At 56.2% G+C, this 22,818-nt stretch carries 17 protein-coding genes and 4 pseudogenes; 13 read left to right on the top strand and 8 right to left on the bottom strand.

Translation table 11 applies throughout. The features are described 5' to 3' along the window. Positions 1–24 precede the first annotated feature (24 nt). On the bottom strand, positions 25–927 hold the full coding sequence (locus ACWPW2_RS09805) for a DMT family transporter (protein WP_454122736.1): 903 nt from the start codon (positions 925–927) through the stop codon (positions 25–27). A gap of 173 nt (positions 928–1,100) precedes the next feature. Here ACWPW2_RS09805 and ACWPW2_RS09800 point away from each other — a divergent pair, with 173 nt between their 5' ends. Beyond that, the gene (locus ACWPW2_RS09800) at positions 1,101–1,976 is read left to right on the top strand and encodes a helix-turn-helix domain-containing protein (RefSeq protein WP_454122734.1); all 876 of its coding nucleotides are present in this window, start codon (positions 1,101–1,103) and stop codon (positions 1,974–1,976) included. Here ACWPW2_RS09800 and ACWPW2_RS09795 read toward each other — a convergent pair. Next, complete coding sequence (locus tag ACWPW2_RS09795) at positions 1,973–3,379, bottom strand: PhoPQ-activated protein PqaA family protein (protein WP_454122732.1); 1,407 nt, start codon at positions 3,377–3,379, stop codon at positions 1,973–1,975. The two genes, ACWPW2_RS09800 and ACWPW2_RS09795, sit on opposite strands and share 4 nt — an antisense overlap. 123 nt (positions 3,380–3,502) lie before the next feature. Continuing rightward, positions 3,503–4,687 (bottom strand): benzoate/H(+) symporter BenE family transporter, encoded by a 1,185-nt coding sequence (locus ACWPW2_RS09790; protein WP_454122730.1) that lies wholly within the window; start codon positions 4,685–4,687, stop codon positions 3,503–3,505. Between the two features lie 216 nt (positions 4,688–4,903). Here ACWPW2_RS09790 and ACWPW2_RS09785 point away from each other — a divergent pair, with 216 nt between their 5' ends. From ACWPW2_RS09785 to ACWPW2_RS09765, 5 genes are all read left to right on the top strand, one after another. Continuing rightward, positions 4,904–6,943 carry a beta-galactosidase gene (locus ACWPW2_RS09785; protein WP_454122728.1) on the top strand — a complete coding sequence of 680 codons (2,040 nt, stop codon included), beginning with the start codon at positions 4,904–4,906 and terminating at the stop codon, positions 6,941–6,943. After that, complete coding sequence (locus ACWPW2_RS09780) at positions 6,940–8,319, top strand: MFS transporter (RefSeq protein ID WP_023478881.1); 1,380 nt, start codon at positions 6,940–6,942, stop codon at positions 8,317–8,319. Before ACWPW2_RS09785 ends, ACWPW2_RS09780 begins: the two co-directional genes overlap by 4 nt. Before the next feature lie 64 nt (positions 8,320–8,383). Next, complete coding sequence (gene araC / locus ACWPW2_RS09775) at positions 8,384–9,280, top strand: arabinose operon transcriptional regulator AraC (RefSeq protein ID WP_289744057.1); 897 nt, start codon at positions 8,384–8,386, stop codon at positions 9,278–9,280. A 63-nt stretch (positions 9,281–9,343) separates the two neighbouring features. Continuing rightward, on the top strand, positions 9,344–9,916 hold the full coding sequence (locus ACWPW2_RS09770) for a helix-turn-helix domain-containing protein (RefSeq protein WP_429217838.1): 573 nt from the start codon (positions 9,344–9,346) through the stop codon (positions 9,914–9,916). A gap of 192 nt (positions 9,917–10,108) precedes the next feature. Next, positions 10,109–12,067 (top strand): peptidase U32 family protein, encoded by a 1,959-nt coding sequence (locus tag ACWPW2_RS09765; protein WP_094419928.1) that lies wholly within the window; start codon positions 10,109–10,111, stop codon positions 12,065–12,067. A gap of 33 nt (positions 12,068–12,100) precedes the next feature. Here the strand turns inward: ACWPW2_RS09765 and ACWPW2_RS09760 are convergent, their stop codons facing one another. Beyond that, positions 12,101–13,042, bottom strand: coding sequence for a LysR family transcriptional regulator (locus tag ACWPW2_RS09760; RefSeq protein ID WP_454122724.1), 942 nt, complete (start codon positions 13,040–13,042; stop codon positions 12,101–12,103). Positions 13,043–13,138: 96 nt separating this feature from the next. Here ACWPW2_RS09760 and ACWPW2_RS09755 point away from each other — a divergent pair, with 96 nt between their 5' ends. Continuing rightward, the gene (locus tag ACWPW2_RS09755) at positions 13,139–13,819 is read left to right on the top strand and encodes a nitroreductase (RefSeq protein WP_454122722.1); all 681 of its coding nucleotides are present in this window, start codon (positions 13,139–13,141) and stop codon (positions 13,817–13,819) included. A gap of 140 nt (positions 13,820–13,959) precedes the next feature. On the opposite strand, the gene ACWPW2_RS09750 is transcribed toward ACWPW2_RS09755, so the two are convergent. From ACWPW2_RS09750 to ACWPW2_RS09740, 3 genes are read right to left on the bottom strand one after another with little or no spacing between them, the layout of a single operon-like run. Then, positions 13,960–14,088 (bottom strand): DUF2474 domain-containing protein, encoded by a 129-nt coding sequence (locus tag ACWPW2_RS09750; protein WP_023478887.1) that lies wholly within the window; start codon positions 14,086–14,088, stop codon positions 13,960–13,962. Next, complete coding sequence (gene cydB, locus ACWPW2_RS09745) at positions 14,088–15,098, bottom strand: cytochrome d ubiquinol oxidase subunit II (RefSeq protein WP_042718231.1); 1,011 nt, start codon at positions 15,096–15,098, stop codon at positions 14,088–14,090. Before cydB ends, ACWPW2_RS09750 begins: the two co-directional genes overlap by 1 nt. Beyond that, a complete protein-coding gene (locus ACWPW2_RS09740; protein ID WP_124968297.1) occupies positions 15,098–16,498 on the bottom strand; it encodes a cytochrome ubiquinol oxidase subunit I in 1,401 nt (466 codons plus the stop codon). The genes cydB and ACWPW2_RS09740 overlap by 1 nt, the downstream gene beginning before the upstream one ends. A 271-nt stretch (positions 16,499–16,769) precedes the next feature. On the opposite strand from ACWPW2_RS09740, the gene ACWPW2_RS09735 reads away from it, so the two are divergent. Continuing rightward, positions 16,770–18,176, top strand: a complete 1,407-nt coding sequence (locus ACWPW2_RS09735) for an aminotransferase-like domain-containing protein (protein ID WP_124968298.1) — start codon at positions 16,770–16,772, stop codon at positions 18,174–18,176. A 163-nt stretch (positions 18,177–18,339) separates the two neighbouring features. Continuing rightward, a complete protein-coding gene (patD, locus tag ACWPW2_RS09730) occupies positions 18,340–19,764 on the top strand; it encodes an aminobutyraldehyde dehydrogenase (RefSeq protein ID WP_270220938.1) in 1,425 nt (474 codons plus the stop codon). Positions 19,765–19,894: 130 nt separating this feature from the next. On the opposite strand, the gene ACWPW2_RS09725 is transcribed toward patD, so the two are convergent. Continuing rightward, the gene (locus tag ACWPW2_RS09725) at positions 19,895–20,137 is read right to left on the bottom strand and encodes a tyrosine-type recombinase/integrase (RefSeq protein ID WP_454122718.1); all 243 of its coding nucleotides are present in this window, start codon (positions 20,135–20,137) and stop codon (positions 19,895–19,897) included. Positions 20,138–20,360: 223 nt separating this feature from the next. Between ACWPW2_RS09725 and ACWPW2_RS09720 the strand changes: the two are divergent. The 4 pseudogenes from ACWPW2_RS09720 to ACWPW2_RS09705 all read left to right on the top strand — a co-directional run. Beyond that, positions 20,361–20,725 (top strand): annotated as a pseudogene (locus ACWPW2_RS09720) (lysis protein). Positions 20,726–20,728: 3 nt separating this feature from the next. Further along, positions 20,729–21,166: pseudogene (locus ACWPW2_RS09715) on the top strand (putative metallopeptidase). Between the two features lie 33 nt (positions 21,167–21,199). Beyond that, positions 21,200–21,677, top strand: a pseudogene (locus ACWPW2_RS09710) (DUF2280 domain-containing protein). Beyond that, positions 21,664–22,803: pseudogene (locus ACWPW2_RS09705) on the top strand (DNA-packaging protein); the annotation flags it as partial. The pseudogenes ACWPW2_RS09710 and ACWPW2_RS09705, both read left to right, overlap by 14 nt. Positions 22,804–22,818 lie beyond the last annotated feature (15 nt).

Genomic DNA, 22,818 nt, shown 5'->3' with positions numbered 1-22,818 from the left:
GCCTGAATCCCAGGCGGCATTCTCTTAACAGAGTGACGGTCTGCGCCGCACGAACCACGTCTCCGGGCGGGTAAACATCACCAGGTTGCCCGTCAGGATCAGCCCCAGCCCCAGCACGCCCTGCGCATGCCACTGGTACCCCTCATAAAAGGTTGAAACGGTCAGCGCCACCAGGGGAAAGAGCAGGGTGCTGTATGCCGCTTTGCCGGGGCCGATGCGCCCAACTAGCGTAAAGTAGGCACCGAAGCCAATCACCGAGCCAAACAGGGCAAGATAGACCAGCGCGCCAAGATAGTTGACGCTCCACAACGGCGTGAAATCCTCTCCACGCAGCAGCGCAACCGCCCCCATAATCAGCGTGCCGTAGAGCATCGCCCAGCTATTAGTGGTGGCGATCTCAAGCCCGTTGCGCTGATGGCGCAGGCTGATCATATTGCCAAACGAGAAGCCGAGCGTGCCGAGCGCCGACAGCGCAATGCCCAGTAATACACTGCTGCTCCAGCCGCTGGCCACCAGATCCTGCCAGAAGAGGGTGACGATCCCGGCCAGCCCCATTAGCGCGGCGGCAAAAAAGCGCGCGGGCGGTTTCTGCCCGAAGAAAAGGAAGCTGTTAACGGCGTTGAACAGCACCGCCATCGAAAAGATCACCGACTCCAGCCCGGTGTTAATCCACGCCGCAGCGGTATAAAAGCACCAGAAGTTGAAGCCAAAAACGCACGCGCCCTGCAACAGGCAGAAGAGGTGATCGCGCCGCGACAGCGCACGCAGTTTGCCCCGCGCCAGCAGCACCAGCATCATCACCGTGGTCGCCAGCGCAAAGCGCCAGAAGATCGACACCGGTGCCGCCACCGGCCCCTGCTGCAAAAATATGGCAATCCACGTTGTGCCCCAAATCACCACCACCAGACTATAAAGTAATGCGTTCATATCGCTTCCCGTTCGCTTTCATGAACGCCTATTGTCGTCAGGCACGACAAGCCTTGCTTGCACCCGCTTGCGGGCGACTTGCATATTCTTGCGCTTTTCTTTACACAACGCTGGCTTCTGCTATTCGCTCTTCATAGACTGGGGATCTGGTGGAGAAACGATAAGTGCCGCGAATGACTGATAGCTATGACGCCTTTGAAAACCTGCGCAAACACAACGCCGTGCTGCATAACTCGGTGGCGCTGCACGACGGGATTCAGCTGGCGGCATGGTCCAACAAACGCGATAACATCACCCAGTATTGTAACCACCACACCCTCAGTCTTTATATTGCCGACGGTTATGAGAGCTACCACAAAACCGCCTCCGGCTGGAAAAACGGCGGCGGGCCGGATCGCTTCTGTTTGATGCCAAAAGAGAGCGAATCGGTGTGGGATATTCGCGACAATCTCGCCTTTGTGCACCTCTACTGCACCGATGAGCATCTGCGCGAGGTGGGGGAGAAAGTGTGGGATCGCAGCCCGGCAACCTTCACCCTCGATGAAAAGACCTTCTCCCAGGATGCGCGCATCACCGCGCTCTACCGCCAGTTTCTGCTCGGCTGCGACTGGCAGCAAAACGCCAACCAGTTGACGCTCAGCACCGCCTCGACGCTGTTGCTGACGCACCTGGTTCAGCACTACAGCAATGTGCAGTGGCAGTTGCCGACGGTTACCGGCGGCCTGGCACCCGTCGCGCTGCGCAATGTGCTGGAGTATATCGAGTCGCATCTTGGCGAGCCGCTGCTGCTCTGCGATCTTGCGGCACAGGTTTCGCTCAGCGAGTACCACTTCGCGCGGATGTTTCGCCAGTCGATGGGCGTGGCGCCGCACCAGTTTGTGATGCAGCGCCGCATGGCGCGCGCGAAGGCGCTGCTGCTGAGCAGCAATCAGTCGCTAACCGATATCGCGCTGGCCTGCGGTTTCAACTCTGCCAGCCACTTCAGCAACCGCTTTAAAGCGGCAAACGGCATCACGCCCTCGCAGCTTCGCGCGACGCAAAAGCGTTAATCCGCCTCCTGCGCTACGGGCGTTAACCCGCGTCCAGGCAGCGTGCGGCAGGCTCCGCCTTGCGCAGACGGCGCAGTATCCGGGTAGATGCCATCTGGCGTGATATAGACCTGGCTTGTCGCCACAAATCCATCGCTGAAGGTCGCCTCTACAAACGTCGCCTGCCACCCGGTTGCCGGCGTCATCAGCGTTACGCTGAGCGTGTTGCCTGACATCGCCGGTGGCGTAAAGGCTTCATATCTGACGCCGCAGGCATAACGGAAATCCCGTGCCAGCGGGTTGTTCGCGCGCCAGACGACCACTTTTTCCGGCTGCCCGGAGAAATGGAGTACCAGCTTATCTGCACCCTGGCGGCGCTCGGTGATGGCAGGAAGGGATTTACGCGCCTGGAAACGGTTAACGAAGGCAATCAGCGATGGCTCGGCGACCGAAAGCACCGCCTCATGGGATGCGTTCGCCACCACTCTAAGCGACTTCTCGCCGGGTAAGCGCGGGTAGTAGAAGCGGCTGTTGTCCGGCGTGTAAAAATCGTCGCCGCTGGCATTAATCACGTACTTCTTAATTTTCAGCCGCTCGCCCGCTTTGCTGCGCAAATAGGCCAGCGGATCCAGTACGCGTATCAGCCGGGCGAAATTGTCGGTGTCGATCTGTTGATCGATTTGCTGGCGATAGTAGGGATAAAACGCGACAGGCCAGTTGTTGCCATAGGAGCGATACATATGATCCAGCGCGGCGCGGGTGTTGAGCAGATCGACGGCAAACGGCACCACGGCGACCACATCCGGGTCGGATATCGCTGCAAGCCAGGCGGCCCAGCCACGCTTTGACGCGCCGGTGACGATAAACCTGGTGATTTTCTGTTGCGAAAGCTCCCGTTTCACCAGCCGGAAAGCCTGAGACACCGACGCTGACATCGGGATCTGTAGCGGCGCATCGCCATTCTTAAGAAAGCGTTTCCAGCTGTAGGCAACGCTGTCATCTTCCGTCAGCGGCGTTGAATTGCCCTGATAGTGCAGCGGCTGGTTCGGCACATTGCTGACCGAGACCACCACGGTATGGGTGGCAAGCGCAATGCGTGCCAGCGACGCTTCATTGAAACTGGTCGCTTTACCGGCATCGTTATTCACTACCATCAGCGCAACGGTCGGTTTGGCGGCATCAGGAAGATAGATATCCACCTGGTGCTCCCAGCGTATCGGGCGTACCGCATCTTGCGGTGACCAGTTTTGCGAATGGAGCACATAGCGCTGCACCTTTACGCCGGGCAGTTCGCGGGTATCCATCCGCACATAATTGACCGGGTGCGATGCAAGTGACTGACGATAATCAGAGAGAGTATCGGCAAGCGACGAGGGAAGTGGGGTCGCAAGCGAGAGCATAAAAAACAAGGTGGCAATTTTCACCGCAAGACTCCTTTCATTAATTCATTACAGATCCGCTGTAGGGCGAGGTCATCTCATAACTTAATGGAATGCCTCTGTACGAATTATGATCAGGAGGGATTAAAAAGTCACCTGTTTCATTGCTCAGGCTTTAGGTGCACGGCTGAAGGTGAAATAGCAGAAACCGCCGATAACCAGCCCCCAGAAGGCCGATCCCAGCCCGAGCAGCGTAATGCCGCTGGCGGTAACCAAAAAGGTGACAATTGCCGCATCGCGTTCGCGCGGGGCGTTCAGCGCCTGGTGCAGACTGCCGCTAATGGTGCCGAGCAGCGCAAGGCCCGCCAGCATCTGCAACCCGCTTGCGGGCAATGCCGCCAGCAGCCCGGTAATCGAGCCACCAAACAGCCCGGCCAGCAGATAAAACACCCCGGCAGCGGCAGCGGCTAACCAGCGCTTGCTGGCATCCGGGTGCGCATCCGGGCTTTGACAGATCGCCGCAGTAATGGCGGCAATCGACACCGAAAAGACGCCAAACGGCGAGAGCAGCAGCGCCAACGCGCCAATAAAGATCATTAACGGCGACACCGCAGGCTTGAAACCTGCTGCCTGCATGGTGGCGAAACCGGGCGCATTCTGCGAGGCCATGGTAACCAGAAAAAAGGGCAGGCCAATGCTCACCAGCGACGCCCAGTGAAACTCCGGCGCGGTAAACTGCGGCGCAACGGGGGCGAGGCTAACGGCTTGCGGCGTCACGTTCCCGCTCAGCCAGGCGACCAGCGCGCCAATCAGCAGCGTGGCGACAATCGCGTAGCGCGGTGCAATGGCTTTGGCGATAAGCCATGCCAGCAGCATCGATCCGCCGAGCACAATATCCCCCTGAAGGTGCGAAAACGCCTGCAAACCAAAACGCAGCAGGATCCCCGCCAGCATCGCGGCGGCAAGCGTCTGCGGAATGACTTTCATCAGGCGGGCGAACAGGCCAGTCACGCCGCACAGCACAATCAGCCCATTGGCGAAGATAAAGATGCCGACCGCCTCATTAAGTGAAACGCCCTGCAAACTGGTCGCCAGCAGCGCCGCGCCCGGCGTCGACCAGGCGGTTAATACCGGCATGCGATACCAGATGCTTAGCACCAGCGTACTGATACCCATCGCCACGCCGAGGGCGGTCATCCAGCCAGCGATCTGCTCAGGCGTTGCTCCGGCAGCGGAGGCCGCCTGCCAGATGATCGCTGCGGAGCTGGCATAACCGACCAGCACAGCGACAAATCCTGCCAGTAGGGTGTTAAAGGGAAGAGAGGAGGAGAGTGAGAGTGTGGCCGGGCGCATGTGGGTGCCTTGTGCGTTATAACATCCGCACAAGGTAGCACCGTGCGCTATAGCGCACAAGATTGTGGCAGGCATTTTGTCTATGCGCCAGAGGTAAAAATGTGAGCCATCTCCGCTCCTGATGGCGATAGCAGATTTCTCAATGTTGCTAGCAGCTAATTTCATCCGGCCCGGAATTTTCTGCGTTATGTTTCCGGTAACAATGAGGAGAAGCTGATGGATAAATTACTGTTTGGTGCCGCCTATTACCGCGAATATTTGCCGATGGAACGCCTGCACGAAGATATTAAATTGATGAAAGAGGCGGGTATTAATTATGTGCGCATCGCCGAGAGCACCTGGAGCACGTTTGAGCCGCAGGAAGGGGAATTTGATTTCAGTTCGGTACTTACGGTACTGGATGAAATGCATAAAAACGGTATTGCCGTGATTATCGGCACACCGACCTATGCCTTACCGGCATGGCTGGCAAAAAAATATCCGGATGTGATGGCCACCACCAGTAGCGGGAAAAATGTCTACGGTCACCGGCAAAAGATGGATATTACCCATCCCGCTTTTTTATGGTACGCCGAGCGCATTATTCGCGCCTTATTAACGGCAACGGCGAACCATCCGGCTGTCATTGGCTTTCAAATCGACAACGAAACGAAATATTACGACACCTGTTCAGCCGGGGCGCAAATCGAGTTCGTGAAATACCTTAAAAAGCAGTTCAACAACAGTACAGAGGAGATGAATCACGCCTTTGGGCTGGATTACTGGAGTAACCGCATTGATGCCTGGGAAGATTTCCCGCCGATTGAAGGGACGATTAATGCCAGTCTCGGCTGCGCCTTTAAACAATTTCAGCGCTCGCTGGTGACGCGTTTTCTCGGCTGGCAGGCAGAGATTGTGAAAGGCTATAAAAGCGATGCGCAGTTTATTACCCACAACTTTGATTTTGACTGGCGCAACTGGTCGTATGGTATTCGCGCCGAGGTTGATCATTTTAAAACCGCCAGCGTGCTGGATATTACCGGCGTGGATGTTTATCACCCGAGCCAGTTTCAACTCACCGGCGCGGAAATTGCCTTTACCGGCGATCTTGCGAGAGTGACAAAAGACCAGCCCTATTTTGTGCTGGAAACCCAGGCGCAGGCCTTTAAAGAGTGGACCCCTTTCCCGGGGCAACTGCGCCTGCAAGCCTGGAGCCATGTTGCCAGCGGCGCAAGGCTGCTGGGTTACTGGCACTGGCACTCGATTCACAACTCGTACGAAACCTACTGGAAAGGTTTGCTGAGCCACGATCTGCAACCCAATCCGGTCTACCATGAGGCCTGCACGATTGGCGCGGAGTTCAACCAGCACGCGGCAACCGTAACGCGCTTCTCACGCCGCAGCCGGGTGGCGCTGGTGATCAGTAACGAATGTTTAACGGCCATCGACTGGCACCCTTTTCACGGCCATCAGTTTAGCCGCGATGCGCTGCACCAATATAATGACCTGTTCCGCGACTATTACGACACGCTCTATAAGATGAATATCGAAGTGGATATTATCGCCGTCGACGATGCGCGTTTATTCCGTTATGAAATGCTGATCTTCCCGCTGCTCTACAGCGTTAGCGACGAGCGCTTACAGCAGATTAATCGTTATATTGCGCAGGGCGGCCATGCCATTTTCTCCTTTAAATCCGCCTTTGCCGACGAGCATATGAAAGTGCGCACCTGCGTACAGCCGGGAATTATCAGCGAAGCCGTCGGCGCTCACTATCAGCTCTTTGTTGATCCTGACCGCACCTTATTGCATTCAGAAAGCCTCGATCTTTCTGCCGACGAGGCGCAAATCAGCGACTGGATGGAGTTAATCACTCCTGATGAAAACACCGAGGTGCTGGCGCGTTACGACCATCCTTACTGGCAACACTATGCGGCAATCACGCACAACCGGTACGGGCAGGGAACCGCCAGCTATATTGGCTGCCATATCACCCCCGCAGCACTGGAAAAAGTGTATCGCCATCTCCTGCGCAATACCCTCTATCAACACGACACGATGCCGACAGAAACCTTCCCGGTGATTATTAAGCGCGGCGTTGATAAAGATGAAAATATCCTCCTCTACTACTTCAACTACAGTAGTGAGCCGCAAACCGTCACGTTTACTGAGCCCGGCGGGCGACTGCTGTTTAGCGGTAAAACCCTCAGGCAGAGTGAGGTAATAACGCTCAAGGATTGGGATGTGCAAATTATTCTCGTGGAGAGTACAAAATGAGTGCATTAACGATTGAAGAGCAGCAAAGCGAGACCAGCACGCCCGGTTTTCGCGAGCGTTTCGCCTTTGGTCTGGGTGATTACGGTACGAATTTAACCTATACCCTGATGGTGACGTTTCTGGCCTATTTTTATACCGACGTGGTCGGTATTTCAGCGGTGCTGGTTGGGTCGCTGATGTTTTTCGCCCGCGTTATCGATGGCGTTATTTGTGTCTTTGTCGGGATCCGCATCGATAAAACCGATACCCGGCTGGGTAAAGCGCGCCCGTGGGTGTTATGGACCGCCGTACCATTTGGGTTGTCAGCATTTTTAATGGCGACGGTGCCCGGCATCAGCGATAGCGGCAAGATTATCTATGTTTGCGTCACCTATTTACTGGCAAACATCTTTTTCACCGCCAACAATATTGCCTATGGCTCACTGCTGGCGTTGATAACCCGCGATACCTATCAGCGCGGTATTTTGAGCGTCTTCCGTAAAGGCTTATCAACCTGCGGTTCGCTGACGGTAGGCGCATTTACGCTGCCGCTGGTTGCCGCCTTCGGAAATAGCCACACCTCATGGGTAATTGTGTTCGCTATTTTTGGTTTCTTTACTGCGTTGTGCCTGTTATTAACCGCCGCCTGGACACGGGAGCGCATCAAACCGGTCAATAAGGAGAATCGCAACAATATCCGTGCGGGGGTCGTCGCCGCCTCGATGCTGAAAAACCGCTACTGGCTGATGATCTTCTTTTATCTGCTGATCACCTTTACCAGCTTAACGGCGCTCTCGACCACCAGCGTCTACTACTCGCGCTATATTTTGCAGGATGTCTCAATGATGTCGTGGATTAGCGTGGCGCAATATCTGCCGGGGCTGATCACGCTATTAGTTATTCCTTATCTCATCAAGCGGCTGGGTAAACGCAATTTAGCGCTGCTCGGGCTGACCATTTGCAGCATTGCCTATTTACTGCCGTTAATTGATAAAACCAGCTCGCTGTTTGTCATTCTTGCCACCGTGGTGCGCAGTATCGGTTTTTGCGGCATCGGTGCCACGATGTTCGCCTTTCTTGCTGACACCATTGATTACGGCGAGTGGAAAACCGGGCTGCGCATCGAGGGGATCTTATTCAGCGCCGGAACGTTAGGCCAGACGCTCGGCATGGGCCTGGGCAGTGCAAGCGTAGGCTGGATCCTTGGCGCGGCCGGTTTTGTCAGCGGCGGCAACGCCCAGCAGTCAAAGCATGTGCTTGATATGATTGAGTTCTTGTTTATTTTTTTCCCGTTTATCCTCGCCATGCTGAATATGGTGCTGATCTGGTTTTATAAACTGGATGGTTTTTATGACCGCGTGGCGGCCGATCTCTCGCGTGGTGTATTCGCCAAATAAATGACTCGCCGCAGGCGGCTGCGGCTTTTCCTCTTTGCCTGTGCTAGCGTAAGGACGCTCAATAATGTGGCCGCAAACACTTCCCATGAATGACGTCGATGATGAATTGCTGATCTACTCGCCTTTAATGCGCAGCTTTACCTTTAACGCCTATCTGGTGGCGGGTTATACGCCTATCGTCAAAGGCAATAAGCTGGACTTTTTTATTAACCGCCAGCAGGGGATGAAAGGCTATATTTTAAATATTACCCTGCGTGGCGCGGGGGTAATTCACCGCAATAACGAGACGTTTATCTGCCGGGAGAACGATATTTTGCTTTTCCCTCCCGGTTGCCCGCATCACTATGGCCGTGAAGCGCAAAGTACTTACTGGGATCATTTGTGGATCTATTTTATTCCACGACCTTACTGGATTGACTGGCTGAAATGGGATCGTAACTGGCATCAGATTGGCCTGACGCAAAGCGCCGATGTGGTTTTTGTCGAGCAGCTAAAAACAGCGGTGAAAGAGGTGATTCGGCTTAATTCCTCGCCAGACCGCGTGGATAAGATCCTCGCCATGAATAGCCTGGAGAAAGCGCTGCTTTACTGTTTCAAACAGCAACCGGCGAGTAATCGCGCCTCGGTTGACCCGCGCATCAACGCTATTTGCCAATATCTTGATGAGAATCTGGCGGCTAAACTGACGATTAGCGAGCTTGCGGCGAAAGCCTATCTTTCATCCTCGCGGCTGGCGCATCTTTTTCGTCAGGAAATTGGCATGACGATTTGGGGCTGGCGGGAGAAACAGCGGATGAGCCGGGCAGCGATGTTATTACAGCATACGCAGCTGACTATTTCGCAAATCGCCCAGGTCGTGGGCTATGACGACGCGCTCTATTTTTCGCGTCTCTTTCATCAGCAATACCATGTCGGGCCGCGGGAATACCGCAAACGGTATGAGCAGTTACATTCGCTTTAGTTTCGCTCTCTAAAATAGAAACGCTGCGCTATACTCGCTGCGTTTTAATTTCCCGGAGACGGTATGAATATCGCGGATTATCTGGCAAAAACCCTGAAAATGCTGCGTCAGGCGCGGGGCTGGAGCCTTTCAAAACTCGCAGAAGAGACCGGCGTATCAAAAGCGATGCTCGGGCAGATCGAACGCAACGAGTCGAGCCCGACGGTGGCGACGCTGTGGAAAATCGCCACCGGCTTGAATGTCCCGTTCTCAACCTTTATTGCGCCGCCGCAGAGCGACACGCCGCACGCTTACGATCCCGATCGGCAGGCGATGGTGATCACACCGCTTTTCCCGTGGGATGAACAGCTCCATTTTGATCTCTTCTCCATCACCCTCGCGCCGGGCGCGCTGAGTGAATCAACGCCTCACGAAAAAGGGGTGATTGAACATGTGGTTGTTATCAATGGGGTGCTGGATATGCAGCTTAACGGTGAGTGGCAGACGCTGGAGGCGGGGAGCGGGGTGCGTTTCGCGGCCGACCAGGCGCATGCCTATCGCAACAGCACCGCGCAGACCGTACATTTCCACTCGTTAATCCACTATCCAAAAGAAAAAGCCGCGAGCGAACCCGCGGCAAAAAACGACGACGATTAATACCCCATAACATCCACACCGTGACGATTTCTGTTCCTGTCACCACACTAACGCGCCAGCGACGCCGGGGGAAATAGCGATTTCGGCATAGCATTGTCGCCTGGCGCAAATTCCCGGCACGACAGGTGGTGTAACGCCCCGGTTCTGACTACAATAGCCGCCATTTTGCACATAATGGATAACGACGATTGTATGCGCCTGCACCCTCATCATCTTGAACTGCTCAGCCCGGCTCGCGACACCGCCATTGCCCGTGAAGCGATCCTTCACGGCGCGGACGCAGTCTATATTGGCGGCCCCGGCTTCGGCGCCCGCCATAACGCCGGCAACAGCCTGCGCGATATTGCCGAACTGGTGCCGTTCGCCCATCGCTATGGCGCGAAGGTGTTTATCACCCTCAACACCATTCTTCATGATGATGAACTGGAACCGGCGCAGAAACTGATCGGTGATCTCTACCAGGCCGGTGTTGATGCACTGATTGTGCAGGATATGGGCGTGCTGGAGATGGATATCCCGCCGATTGAGCTGCATGCCAGCACCCAGTGCGATATCCGCAGCGTTGAAAAAGCCAAATTCCTCTCCGACGTCGGCTTCAGCCAGATTGTGCTGGCCCGCGAGCTGAATCTGGAGCAGATCCGCGCCATTCACCAGGCGACGGACGCGACCATTGAGTTCTTTATTCACGGCGCGCTATGCGTGGCCTACTCCGGGCAGTGCAATATCTCCCACGCGCAAACCGGCCGCAGCGCCAACCGTGGCGACTGCTCGCAGGCCTGCCGCCTGCCTTACACTCTGAAAGACGATCAGGGCCGTGTGGTGGCCTATGAAAAGCACCTGCTGTCGATGAAAGATAACGATCAGACCGCTAACCTGGCGGCGCTGATCGACGCGGGCGTGCGCTCCTTCAAAATTGAGGGGCGTTACAAAGATATGAGCTATGTGAAAAACATCACGGCTCACTATCGCCAGATGCTCGATGCGATTATCGACGATCGCCCGGAGCTGGCGCGCGCTTCCGCCGGGCGCACCGAGCACTTCTTTATTCCCTCGACGGACAAAACCTTCCATCGCGGCAGCACCGACTACTTTGTTAACGCGCGCAAAATCGATATTGGCGCGTTTGACTCACCGAAATTCGTCGGCCTGCCGGTGGGTGAAGTGCTGAAAGTGGGCAAGGATCATCTCGACGTGGAAGTGACCGAACCGCTGGCCAATGGCGACGGGCTGAACGTGCTGGTGAAGCGCGAAGTGGTTGGTTTCCGCGTTAACGTCGCGGAGAAAACCGCCGAAAACCGCTACCGCGTCTTCCCGAACGAAATGCCGGATGCGCTGAAAACCCTGCGTCCGCACCATGCGCTCAACCGCAACCTCGATCACAACTGGCAGCAGGCGCTGCTGAAAACCTCCAGCGAGCGGCGCATCGGCGTCGATATTGAGCTGGGCGGCTGGCAGGAGCAGCTGGTGCTGACGCTGACCAGCGAAGATGGCGTCAGCGTGACTCATACGCTGGATGGTCAGTTTGACGAAGCTAATAACGCGGAAAAAGCGCTCGATAACCTGAAGGATGGCCTGGCGAAGCTGGGGCAGACCCGTTACTACGCGCAGAAGATCGACATCAACCTGCCGGGGGCGCTGTTTGTGCCCAACAGCCTGCTCAACCAGCTGCGCCGCGAAACGGTTGAGATGCTGGAAGAGGCGCGTCTGGCGAACTATCAGCGCGGCAGCCGTAAAGCGGTGGCGACGCCTGCGCCGGTCTACCCGGAAACCCATCTCTCGTTCCTTGCCAACGTCTACAACCATAAAGCGCGTGAATTCTATCACCGCTATGGCGTGCAGTTGATTGACGCGGCGTATGAAGCCCACGAAGAGAAGGGCGAAGTGCCGGTGATGATCACCAAACACTGCCTGCGCTTTGCCTTTAACCTCTGCCCGAAACAGGCGAAGGGCAATATCAAGAGCTGGCGCGCGACGCCGATGCAACTGGTACACGGCGATGAGGTGTTAACCCTGCGCTTCGATTGCCGCCCGTGTGAAATGCACGTGATCGGCAAGATGAAAAATCACATCCTCAAGATGCCGCTGCCGGGCAGCGTGGTGGCCTCAATCAGCCCTGATGATTTGCTGAAAACCTTACCGAAAAACAGATAACCCGCAGGGTGGCGCAATGCCACCCTGTTTTGTTTATGGCGCTGAGTTGTAGCGCCAGTAGGGGGGCGATCCGAAACTCGCCAGCAGAAAGTCGATCACCGTGCGTGTATTCAGCGACGGGTATTTTCCGCCCGGGTAGAGCATCCACAGCGACTGCTCGCCCGGCGAATAGGAGGCGGTGTACTCCGGCAGCAGGGCAACCAGCTCGCCGCGATTAAGCAACTCGCCCACCTGCCAGTCCGGAAAAAGCAGCATCCCCGCGTCGTTGCGCGCCGCCTGCAACAGCAGCTCCGCATTATCCGAGAGAATTTTCGCTTGCGGCGAGAAGGCGAAATCCTGCTCGCCGCGCTGAAAGCGCCAGCGCTGCAACCCGGTTTTCCCGCGATAGGCCAGCAGGCGGTGCGTCAGCAGATCTTCGGGCGAGGCGGGCGCGCCGTAGCGGCGGATATAGTTGGGCGTCGCCACCAGGTGGCAGGTCTGTTTTGCAATCAGCCGCCCGTGCAGCTCCGAGTTTTTCAGCGAGGCGATGCGCACCAGCAGATCGGTGCCGTCGGCAAAGGGATCGATATAGTCATCGTTAAGATTGAGTTCAATCTGCAAGGCGGCGTAGCGCTCGCTCAGTTCGCTGATGCGTGGCCCGATATGGTTCAGGCCAAAGGAGATGGGGGCATTGATGCGGATACGGCCGCCCGGTTCGCCGCGCCGCTCGCCGACCTGCGTCTGCGCATCGCTCAGTTGCTGCAACATCGTGCGGAAGGTCTGGGCATAAATATGCCCGGCATCGGTGGCGATCACCGCGCGGGTGTTGCGGTAGAGCAACTGGGTTTCCAGCGCCTGCTCAAGCTGCTGCACTACGCGCGATAAGGACGAGGCGGCAAGCCCCTCGTTGCGGGCAACTTCCGAGAGATTGCCTTCGCGCACGATGGCAAGAAAGAGGTGCATGGAGCGGGCGCTAATCTGGCTGAGGTTTTTCATCTGTGCGTAATCCGCAAAGGTCCATGGCGCATTGTAGTGTTTTTACGCACGGAGTTCATCGTTAAGATACGCCGACACTCAGCACGGAGACTATTTATGAGTACGCCTGTTTTAGCTTTCGATGAAACCGTCCGCCAGCGCACCTCGGTACGCGCCTTTTTGCCCACGCCGTTGACGAATGAGCAGATCCACGCCGTCCTGCAGGATGCGCAATACGCGCCCTCCAACTGCAACACCCAGCCCTGGCATGTGCATGTGGTTTCCGGTGAAACCAAAGATCGCCTTGCGCAGTTGATGATCGAGAACGATATTGCCGGCAAACAGACGCCGGATTTCACCTTCGCCTATGAGGATTTTCACGGCGACTATTTTGACCGCAGCCAGCAGCAGGCGAAGCTCTATTACGAAGCGCTGGGCATTGCGCGGGATGACAAAGAAAAACGCCGTGAATACTACCTGCGCAACTATCACTTTTTTGATGCGCCGCACGTGGCGTTTTTGTTTATGCCGAGCTTTGGCGATAACGTTCGCGTGGCGTCGGATATGGGCATGTACGGGCAGACCTTTTTGCTCTCCTTAGCCGCTCGCGGCTTTGCCGGTATTCCGCAGACGCTGCTCGGTTTTCATGCCGATCTGGTGCGCGAAGCGTTGGGCGTGTCGGATGAGTACCGCCTGTTATTTGGGATCTCATTTGGTTACGCCGACACCTCGAATATCGCCGCGACGCTGCGCATGCCGCGTATTCCGGTGGAAAGCAGCGTGGTAATGCACAAGTAGGGGTGATTTGCCGGATGGCGCTTGCGCTTATCCGGCCTACAACATCGCCCGGTCTGCGTAGGCCGGATAAGGCGGAGCCGCCATCCGGCAAAAAACCAGAAAAAAGGCCGGAAGCGTTCGCACGTTTCCGGCCTTTGTACTTAATGGGATTTAAACCCGGCGGCTGACATCAACAGCCGGAACACCATGCTGACGGCAGCCAGCGCCAGTACGCTTCCGCCCCAGATGACGACCAGCCACATCAGCCGTTTCCATAGCGGTTGTTTCATCAGTGATACCCCTCGCCATGCTGGATTTTGCCGCGGAACACATAGTAGCTCCAGAAGGTGTAAACCAGAATGATGGGGATGATCAGCAGCGCGCCAACCAGCATAAAGCCCTGGCTTTGCGGCGGTGCAGCCGCCTGCCAGAAGCTGATATCCGGCGGGATAATGTTGGGCCAGATACTGATCCCAAGGCCGCTAAAGCCGAGGAAAATTAACCCCAGCGTCAGCAGGAACGGGCGTCTGTGTACCTCTTCATTGCCGAGGCAACGCCAGAGCCAGATACTGAGCGCAATCACCAGCAGCGGCACCGGCGAGAAGAAGAGCAGGTTCGGCATGCTGAACCAGCGATCGGCAATCGCACCGTGGGAGAGCGGCGTCCACAGGCTAATAACGCCCATCACCACCAGTAACGCCAGCAGCAGTTTTTTCGCCGCCGCACGCATTTTGCCCTGCAACGGTTCGCCGCTCTTCATCACCAGCCAGCTTGCCCCCAGCAACGCATAAGCGATCACCAGGCCAAGGCCGCAGAAGAGGTTAAACGGCGTCAGCCAGTCGAGCGCGCCGCCGCTGAAAGTGCGTCCAGTCACTTTAAAGCCATTGATAAACGCGCCAACCACCACGCCCTGCGAGAAGGTCGCCAGTAGCGAGCCAGACAAGAAGGCTTTATCCCAGAAGGGACGGTGCGCTTCAGTCGCTTTAAAGCGAAACTCAAAGGCCACGCCGCGGAAGATCAGGCCAATCAGCATCAGCGTCAGCGGAATGGTCAGCGCGTCGGTAATTACCGCATAGGCCAGCGGAAAGGCGCCAAACAGCCCCGCGCCGCCCAGCACTAACCAGGTTTCGTTCCCATCCCACACCGGCGCAACGCTGTTGACCATCACATCGCGATCGTGACCGTCGCGCGTCACCGGGAAGAGGATGCCGATGCCCAGGTCAAAACCATCCATCACGATATACATCAGGGTCGCGAAGACGATAATGACAAACCAAATTAACGGAAGATCGATACCCATTATTTATCCTCATCAGCCGGAAGACGTTCACCTGCCGCTGAAAGCGGACGTGCCGGAGTGCCCTGCGTGGTGTTTTCATCGTGCGGCTGCGGCCCTTTGGTGATCAAACGCACCATATAGAGATAGCCGACGCCAAACACCGAGCAGTAGACGATAAAGAAGGCCAGCAGGCTGAGGCTCATCTGCAAATCGCCGTGACCGGAAACCGCATCAGCGGTGCGCAGCAGACCGTAAACCACCCACGGCTGGCGACCCACCTCGGTAGTCACCCACCCGGCGAGAATGGCGATCAGCCCCGCTGGCCCCATCCAGAGCGCAAAGTGCAGGAAAGGCCGCGACTCATACAGCCGCTTGCGATAACGCAGCCACAGCGCCATCACGCCAAGACCAATCATCAGCATGCCCAGCGCTACCATAATGCGGAATGACCAGAAGACGATCGGCGAGTAGGGGCGCTCATCTTTGGGGAACTCTTTCAGCGCCGGGACCTGCTTATCGAGACTGTGGGTCAGGATCAGGCTGCCGAGCGCCGGGATCTCCACCGCGTAACGGGTGCGTTCCTGTTCCATATCCGGCAGGCCAAACAGCAGCAGCGGCGTCGCTTCTCCCGGCGGGTTCTCCCAGTGGCCTTCAATGGCAGCAATCTTCGCTGGCTGATGCTCCAGCGTATTCAGGCCGTGCATATCGCCGACCATCGCCTGAATCGGTGCCACAACCAGCGCCATCCACATCGCCATGGAGAACATTTTGCGGATCGCCGGCGTATTGTTGCCGCGCAGCAGGTGCCAGGCCGCAGAAGCGCCGACAAACAGCGCGCTGCTGAGGAAGGCGGCAATCGACATATGGAACAGGCGATAAGGGAAGGAGGGGTTGAAGACAACCTTAAACCAGTCCACCGGGATCACCTGGCCATTCTCAATGGCAAAGCCCTGCGGGGTATGCATCCAGCTGTTGGAAGCGAGGATCCAGAAGGTCGACATCAGCGTGCCGAGCGCCACCATACAGGTGGAGAAAAAGTGCAGCCCGGGGCCGACTTTATTCCAGCCAAACAGCATCACGCCAAGGAAGCCCGCTTCGAGGAAGAAGGCGGTTAACACCTCATAGGTGAGCAGCGGGCCGGTAATGCTGCCCGCAAATTGCGAAAATCCGCTCCAGTTGGTGCCGAACTGATAGGCCATCACCAGACCGGAAACCACCCCCATGCCGAAGTTAACGGCAAAAATCTTCGACCAGAAGTGGTAAAGGGTTTTCCAGTCCGGGTTCCGGGTTTTCAGCCACAGACCTTCCAGCACCGCGAGATAACTGGCCAGGCCAATGGTTATCGCCGGAAAGATGATGTGGAACGAAACGGTGAAGGCGAACTGTATCCTCGCCAGGTAAAACGCATCTAAACCAAACATGCACATCCTCAGAATCAATGGTGTGGCGTCAATGTTAATGACTACGCCCGCCGACTTGCAGAGACAGTTGACAGCAATTTACATATAACAGTCCCTTACAAGGGTACGGCAGGTTGCAGGATAGTCCAGGCGAAACGGGAAATATTCACCAGAAAGTCATGGTTGTAACTGTCTATAACAGTTCGGCGCATTGCGCACTTTTTCTAAACTGATATAGCGGGATCGCCATTAGCGTGCCATCATGACGTACTCTTCGGTCACGTGAACAACCATGAAAAAATATCAGCGCCTGGCGCAGCAAATCGTTGAACAAATTGAACTTGGCGTCTGGCGTCCGGGTGAAAAGCTGCCGTCGCTGCGCGAACAGGTGGCGAGCAGCGGGCTGAGCTTTATGACCGTCGGGCATGCGTATCAGCTGCTCGAGAGCCAGGGGCGGGTGATTGCGCGCCCGCAGTCAGGCTATTTTGTCGCTCCCGCGCCAGGGTTGACGCGCGCGCCTGCGCCGCAGGTGATGCGTGACGAAGCGGTTGATATCAACACCTATATTTTCGACGTGTTGCAGGCGAGCTGTGATGCCTCGGTGCTGCCGTTTGGCTCCGCGTTTCCCGACCCGAAGCTCTTCCCGATGCCGCAGCTTAACCGCTCGCTGGCAAAGGTAAGCAAGAGTGCAGGGGCGATGAGCGTGATTGAGAACCTGCCGCCGGGCAACAGCCAGTTACGCCATGCTATCGCCCGGCGTTACGCCCGCCAGGGGATAAATATCTCGCCGGATGAGATTGTTATTACCGCCGGTGCCCTCGAAGCGCTGAACCTCAGTTTGCAGGCCGTCACCGAGCCGGGCGACTGGGTGATCATTGAAAGCCCCTGTTTTTACGGCGCGTTACAGGCGCTGGAGCGGCTGAAACTGAAAGCGCTCTCGGTACCGACGGATGTGAAAGCCGGTATCGATCTCGACGCCCTTGAGCAGGCGCTGACCGAATACCCGGTGAAAGCCTGCTGGCTGATGACCAACAGCCAGAACCCGCTCGGCTTCACCCTCAGCCCGGAGAAAAAGGCGCGGCTGGTTGAGTTGCTGACCGCGCACAACGTCACGCTGATTGAAGATGATGTCTACAGCGAGCTCTATTACGGCCGTGAGCAGCCGCTGCCCGCCAAAGCCTGGGATAAGCAGGAGATGACCCTGCACTGTTCCTCTTTTTCAAAATGCCTTGTCGCCGGGTTTCGCGTCGGCTGGGTGGCGGCCGGGCGTCACGCGCGGCGCATTCAGCAACTGCAATTAATGAGCACGTTATCCACCAGTTCGCCGCTACAGCTGGCGCTAGTTGATTATCTCTCCACCCACCACTACGACGCGCACCTGCGCCGCTTACGCCGCCAGCTGGCGGAACGCAAGCATCTCGCCTGGCAGGCGCTGCTGCGCCATCTGCCGCCGGAGGTGAAAATCTACCGTAACGAGAGCGGCTATTTTTTATGGCTCGAGTTGCCGAACGGCCTGGATGCGGGCGTGCTCAGCCAGCAGGCGCTGGCGCACCACATCAGCATCGCGCCGGGCAAGATGTTTTCCACCTCCGATAACTGGATCTCCTTCTTTCGCTTTAACTGCGCCTGGGCGTGGGGCGAGAAAGAGGAGCGGGCGGCGATGCGCCTCGGCGAACTGATACGCCAGATGATGCAATAGCCTTTTGCCGCTGCGCTGACCGCTATTCATAGGAAATGTGAATAGCAACACAGATCGGCACTGGCTGCCCACCCGTTCTCTCTGCGCGCCGTCTATTTTTAATAGAGTGGGGGCCTTGCGGCTAATCCGTAAACAGACTTATTGACCGGGCAGAGGGAACGCGATGCAACATCAACTGTTTATTAATGGCGAACTGGTTAACGGCGAAGGTGAAGAGCAGGCGGTTTACAATCCCGCCACCGGCGAGGTGCTGCTGTCGATCGCCGAAGCGTCACACGCGCAGGTCGATGCGGCCGTCGAGGCGGCGGACCGGGCATTTATCGAGTGGGGGCAGACTACGCCGAAAGCGCGCGCCGACGCGCTGCTGCAACTGGCGCAGGTGATTGAGGATAACGCAGAGATGTTTGCGCGCCTCGAGTCGCTCAACTGCGGCAAGCCGTTGCACTGCGTATTAAATGATGAACTTCCGGCGGTGGTGGATGTTTTCCGCTTCTTCGCCGGTGCCGCCCGCTGCCTGAACGGGCTGGCGGCAGGCGAGTATCTGGAGGGGCACACCTCGATGATTCGCCGCGATCCGTTAGGCGTGGTGGCCTCTATTGCACCGTGGAACTACCCGCTGATGATGGCGGCATGGAAACTCGCCCCGGCGCTGGCAGCGGGAAACTGCGTGGTCATCAAACCCTCCGAAATTACACCGCTGACCCTGTTAAAGCTGGCGGAGTTAGCGCAAGGCATCTTCCCGGCGGGCGTGCTGAATGTGCTGTTTGGCCGCGGGCAGAGCGTCGGCGATCGCTTAACTGGCCATCACAAGGTGCGCATGGTCTCGCTGACCGGTTCGATTGCCACCGGTGAGCACATCATTTCCCATACCGCTTCCTCTATTAAGCGCACCCATATGGAGCTCGGCGGCAAAGCGCCGGTGATTGTGTTTGATGATGCCGATCTCGACGCGGTGGTCGAAGGGGTACGCACCTTTGGTTTCTACAATGCCGGGCAGGATTGCACCGCTGCTTGCCGCATCTATGCGCAAAAGGGCATTTATGATGCGCTGGTTGAGAAGCTGGGCGCAGCGGTGGCGAGCCTGAAGATGGGTGAGCCGAACGATGAGTCCACCGAGCTTGGGCCGCTCAGCTCGCAGGCGCACCTTGAGCGCGTGGCGCGCGCCGTCGAAGAGGCAAAGGCGCTCGGGCATATCAAAGTGGTGACCGGCGGCAATAAACAGCCGGGCGCGGGTTATTACTATCAGCCAACCTTGCTGGCCGGGGCAAAGCAGGAAGACGCCATCGTGCAGCGCGAAGTGTTTGGCCCGGTGGTCAGCGTTACGGAGTTTGATGACGAAGCGCAGGTGCTCGGCTGGGCCAACGACTCCAACTACGGCCTCGCCTCATCGGTATGGACCAAAGATGTCGGCCGCGCGCACCGCATCAGCGCGCGGTTGCAGTATGGCTGCACCTGGGTCAACACCCACTTTATGCTGGTCAGCGAAATGCCGCACGGCGGGCAAAAACACTCCGGCTACGGCAAAGATATGTCGGTTTACGGCCTGGAGGATTACACAGTGGTGCGGCATGTGATGATAAAACACTGAGTAAGATTTAAGCGGCTGTAATGCAAGATTATTGTGTTGCAGCCACTTTCTTTTGGGGCACTGATGGGGCAGTGAAGGCAAAATTACTGTTAAGAATGACAATCTGATCACCATTCAGTTCTGCCATCCATTACCTGTACACATTGAAAACCATCTGTGCATTTGTATGTCCCATCTGACTGGCAATAAAGCTCGGGCTTGCCTCCGCGCTTAATGCCCAGCATGCAAATGTATGGCGATACTCATACGCTTTTCGGTGACGGATTCCAGCTCTCTTCAACAGGTGATTCCATGAAGCCGCGATTGATCTAGGGATGTAGCAGATACTTTTAGTCGAGTACCGCCCGGAAACGGAAGGGTTGAAAACGAACATGCATAGGTGTTTTCTCTTCTTAACGTACTTGCGGAGGTTAATGACGTAACAGGGGCGACCAGGAGGGGGAATGCGAAGAAATGCGCCGCTGGGTTACGCTGGCGTGATGAAGTGGAAGGGATTGCAGAACCGGCGGGAGATAGAGCGGTCAATGTGCCTGGCTGAAAGCAGAGATGATCTCTACTAGAACGCGGTTGCCGCTCTGCTCCTGCTTGCTGCTCTTTTGTCTCTCGCCTGGGCAGTTAATCATTACTGCGACAACGCCATCGCCTTCAAAAACCAGCGTGACGATGCCGGTCATAACCTGAGGCTGGCGAGCGAAGCAATCGCCGACATGAAAGTGCGCTAGCGTGACGTCACTGCACTTGATACTAAATAGACGGGAGAACTGGCAGATGCTAAAGCCACTATCGTTTAGCTTGAGCGCGATGTTGCTGCTGGCAAGCGCCGGTTGCAGTTCAACGCCAGACGTCCAGCGGACGGAGCGTCCGGCACCGCCAGCTTAGATGACGCTCCTTCCCCCCGACTGACTGACGCCGCTCAACGGGATTATCTCCCCTCAGAAAGCGAATCGAAACCGTCACCTGATTGATGCAGCTCTGGGCGTCCGACTCGTTCGCGAAGAAAGGGCGCTATGTGATTGGTCACCCTGAACAGGTAATGCTGCGAGATGGTGGATGGCAGAAAGCCAGAATGAAGCAGCAGAAGTATGAATGGTTCGGTTGCATCCTGACATTCATTATCATGCTGGCAGCTGATTACTGCTCACAATGTAGCGACCTCGGATTCTGCGCAGGTGAAGCATGAGCTTTACTACTTGCCCAGTCCACTGATGATTTTGGCGCAGCCTAAGTTCAACAAAGAGACCGGGCAGCCGATCATGATGTCGAAGAGTTCGTAGGTGTTGTGCGGCGTTACGGTGCCAGTGTGGAAGTGCAGGATCTGGTTGATGCGGCAAATGTACCAGCGGAAGCGCCTCACCTCAATATCGCCAGATCGTGCGGAACGTGCATACTCAAACTGGCGTGAATCTTATGACTAATTATGACAGACAGGTGATCTATGGCGGCACTGAAAGGTGAGGTCATAGCCTTTATCGTTCAGTCTCTTGCCTGCTTCTATACCCCTCCCAAGTAATTGAGTCGGTCAAAAAAGAATTTGGCCTGAGTATCACACGTCAGCAGGTCGAATCTCACGACCCGATGAAAGCAAACGACAAGGGGCTAGTGTGGTAATGGGCAGACATGTTTAATGCCACCCGTGAACGCTTCCAGAATGAAATCTCCGACATCCTGTCGCTAATAAGGAGTATCGTCTTCGCATTCTCGATCGATTGGCAACGCGCGCCAAGAACATGAAGAACCAGGCGCTTAGTGCTGAGCTTATCGAACTGGCGGCGAAGGAATGCGGCGATGCCTATACCACTAAGCACAAGTTTGAACATTCCTGTCCGGATAGTGGCGCTATCCAAACGATCACCATGAGCAAAGAGGAATACAAATCCGCACAGCAGGAGATGATGGGGGATGACGACTGCTGAGCAAAGGGCTTTTGCCCGCATGATTGAGTGCGAAGAAGACGGGCTCTACTACGCTCGATACTTCTTCAAGCAACGCACCGGTGGCAAGATAACTATCGCACCTCACCACAAAGTAATTCAGCAAACACTTGATCGTCGTGTTATTAATGGCGAGATTCAGCGCCAGATAAACAACGTACAGCCTGGCTACACGAAAACGGAACTGGCGACCATCAACATGATGGGTGACAGGCTGGCGCTGAACTACCGGGCCCGCTTCATGCACCTGTCGTACTCGCAAAACCTTGCGCTGCTGGACTCCTCCACAGCGTGTGGCATGATTAAGTCTCAGGCCTATCAGTCAATGTGGCCGATAGCAAGGCTATGTGGTGGACTGAACACGGAGGAGGCGTTTATGCGTCGTCAGCTGCCGGGCAGGTTACCGGGTTCCGAGCCGGACACATGGAGCCAGGCTGGCAGGGTGCGCTGATTATTGATGATCCGGTTAAGCCGGATGACGCTTACTCCGAGATTGTCCGCGACGGAGTCAATAACCGCTTTAACGAGACAATCAAATTACGACTGGCGATCGAGACGACGCCGATGATTGTAATTATGCAGCTCATTCACTACCACGACTTGAGCCGCTATCTGCTGCATGGCGCGAGCGGTGAGAAGTTGCATCATCTGAATCTTCCGGTGATAGTCGACAATACTGAGCCATACGCTACGCAATATCCTGAAAACACTCACGCTATACCAATTGATCATGGGCTGCCTAACGCATGGCTATGACCATTTAAGCATAACGAGTCGCACCGAGTATCGCTATTTTCTCACCGGCGCACCGCAGAAGCTCAGTACATGCAGGAGCGGAGCCTCGCAGGTTTAATGCTGAAGGCGCTCTGTGGACAGGGGAGGGGGGATGATCAGCACAGCGCGTGAGTTGCAGATTCATCACTACAAGGTTCGCACCGTAATAGCGATTGACCCGTAGGCAACCAACAGTGATGAAAGCGATGAGACCGGGATTATTGCTGCCAGTTCATATGGTGCCGGTGACAAAAAACAATTCTCTGTTGATGGCCATTACAGCGGGAAATATTCGCCTGAAGGATGGGCAAAGAAAACCATATTGGCTGATGAATAACACGAAGCTGAT

The organism is Kosakonia sp. Marseille-Q7440, assembly GCF_965119485.1.
The sequence above is the reverse complement of the archived record's forward strand: the minus strand, read 5'-3'. Positions and strand labels throughout refer to the sequence as shown.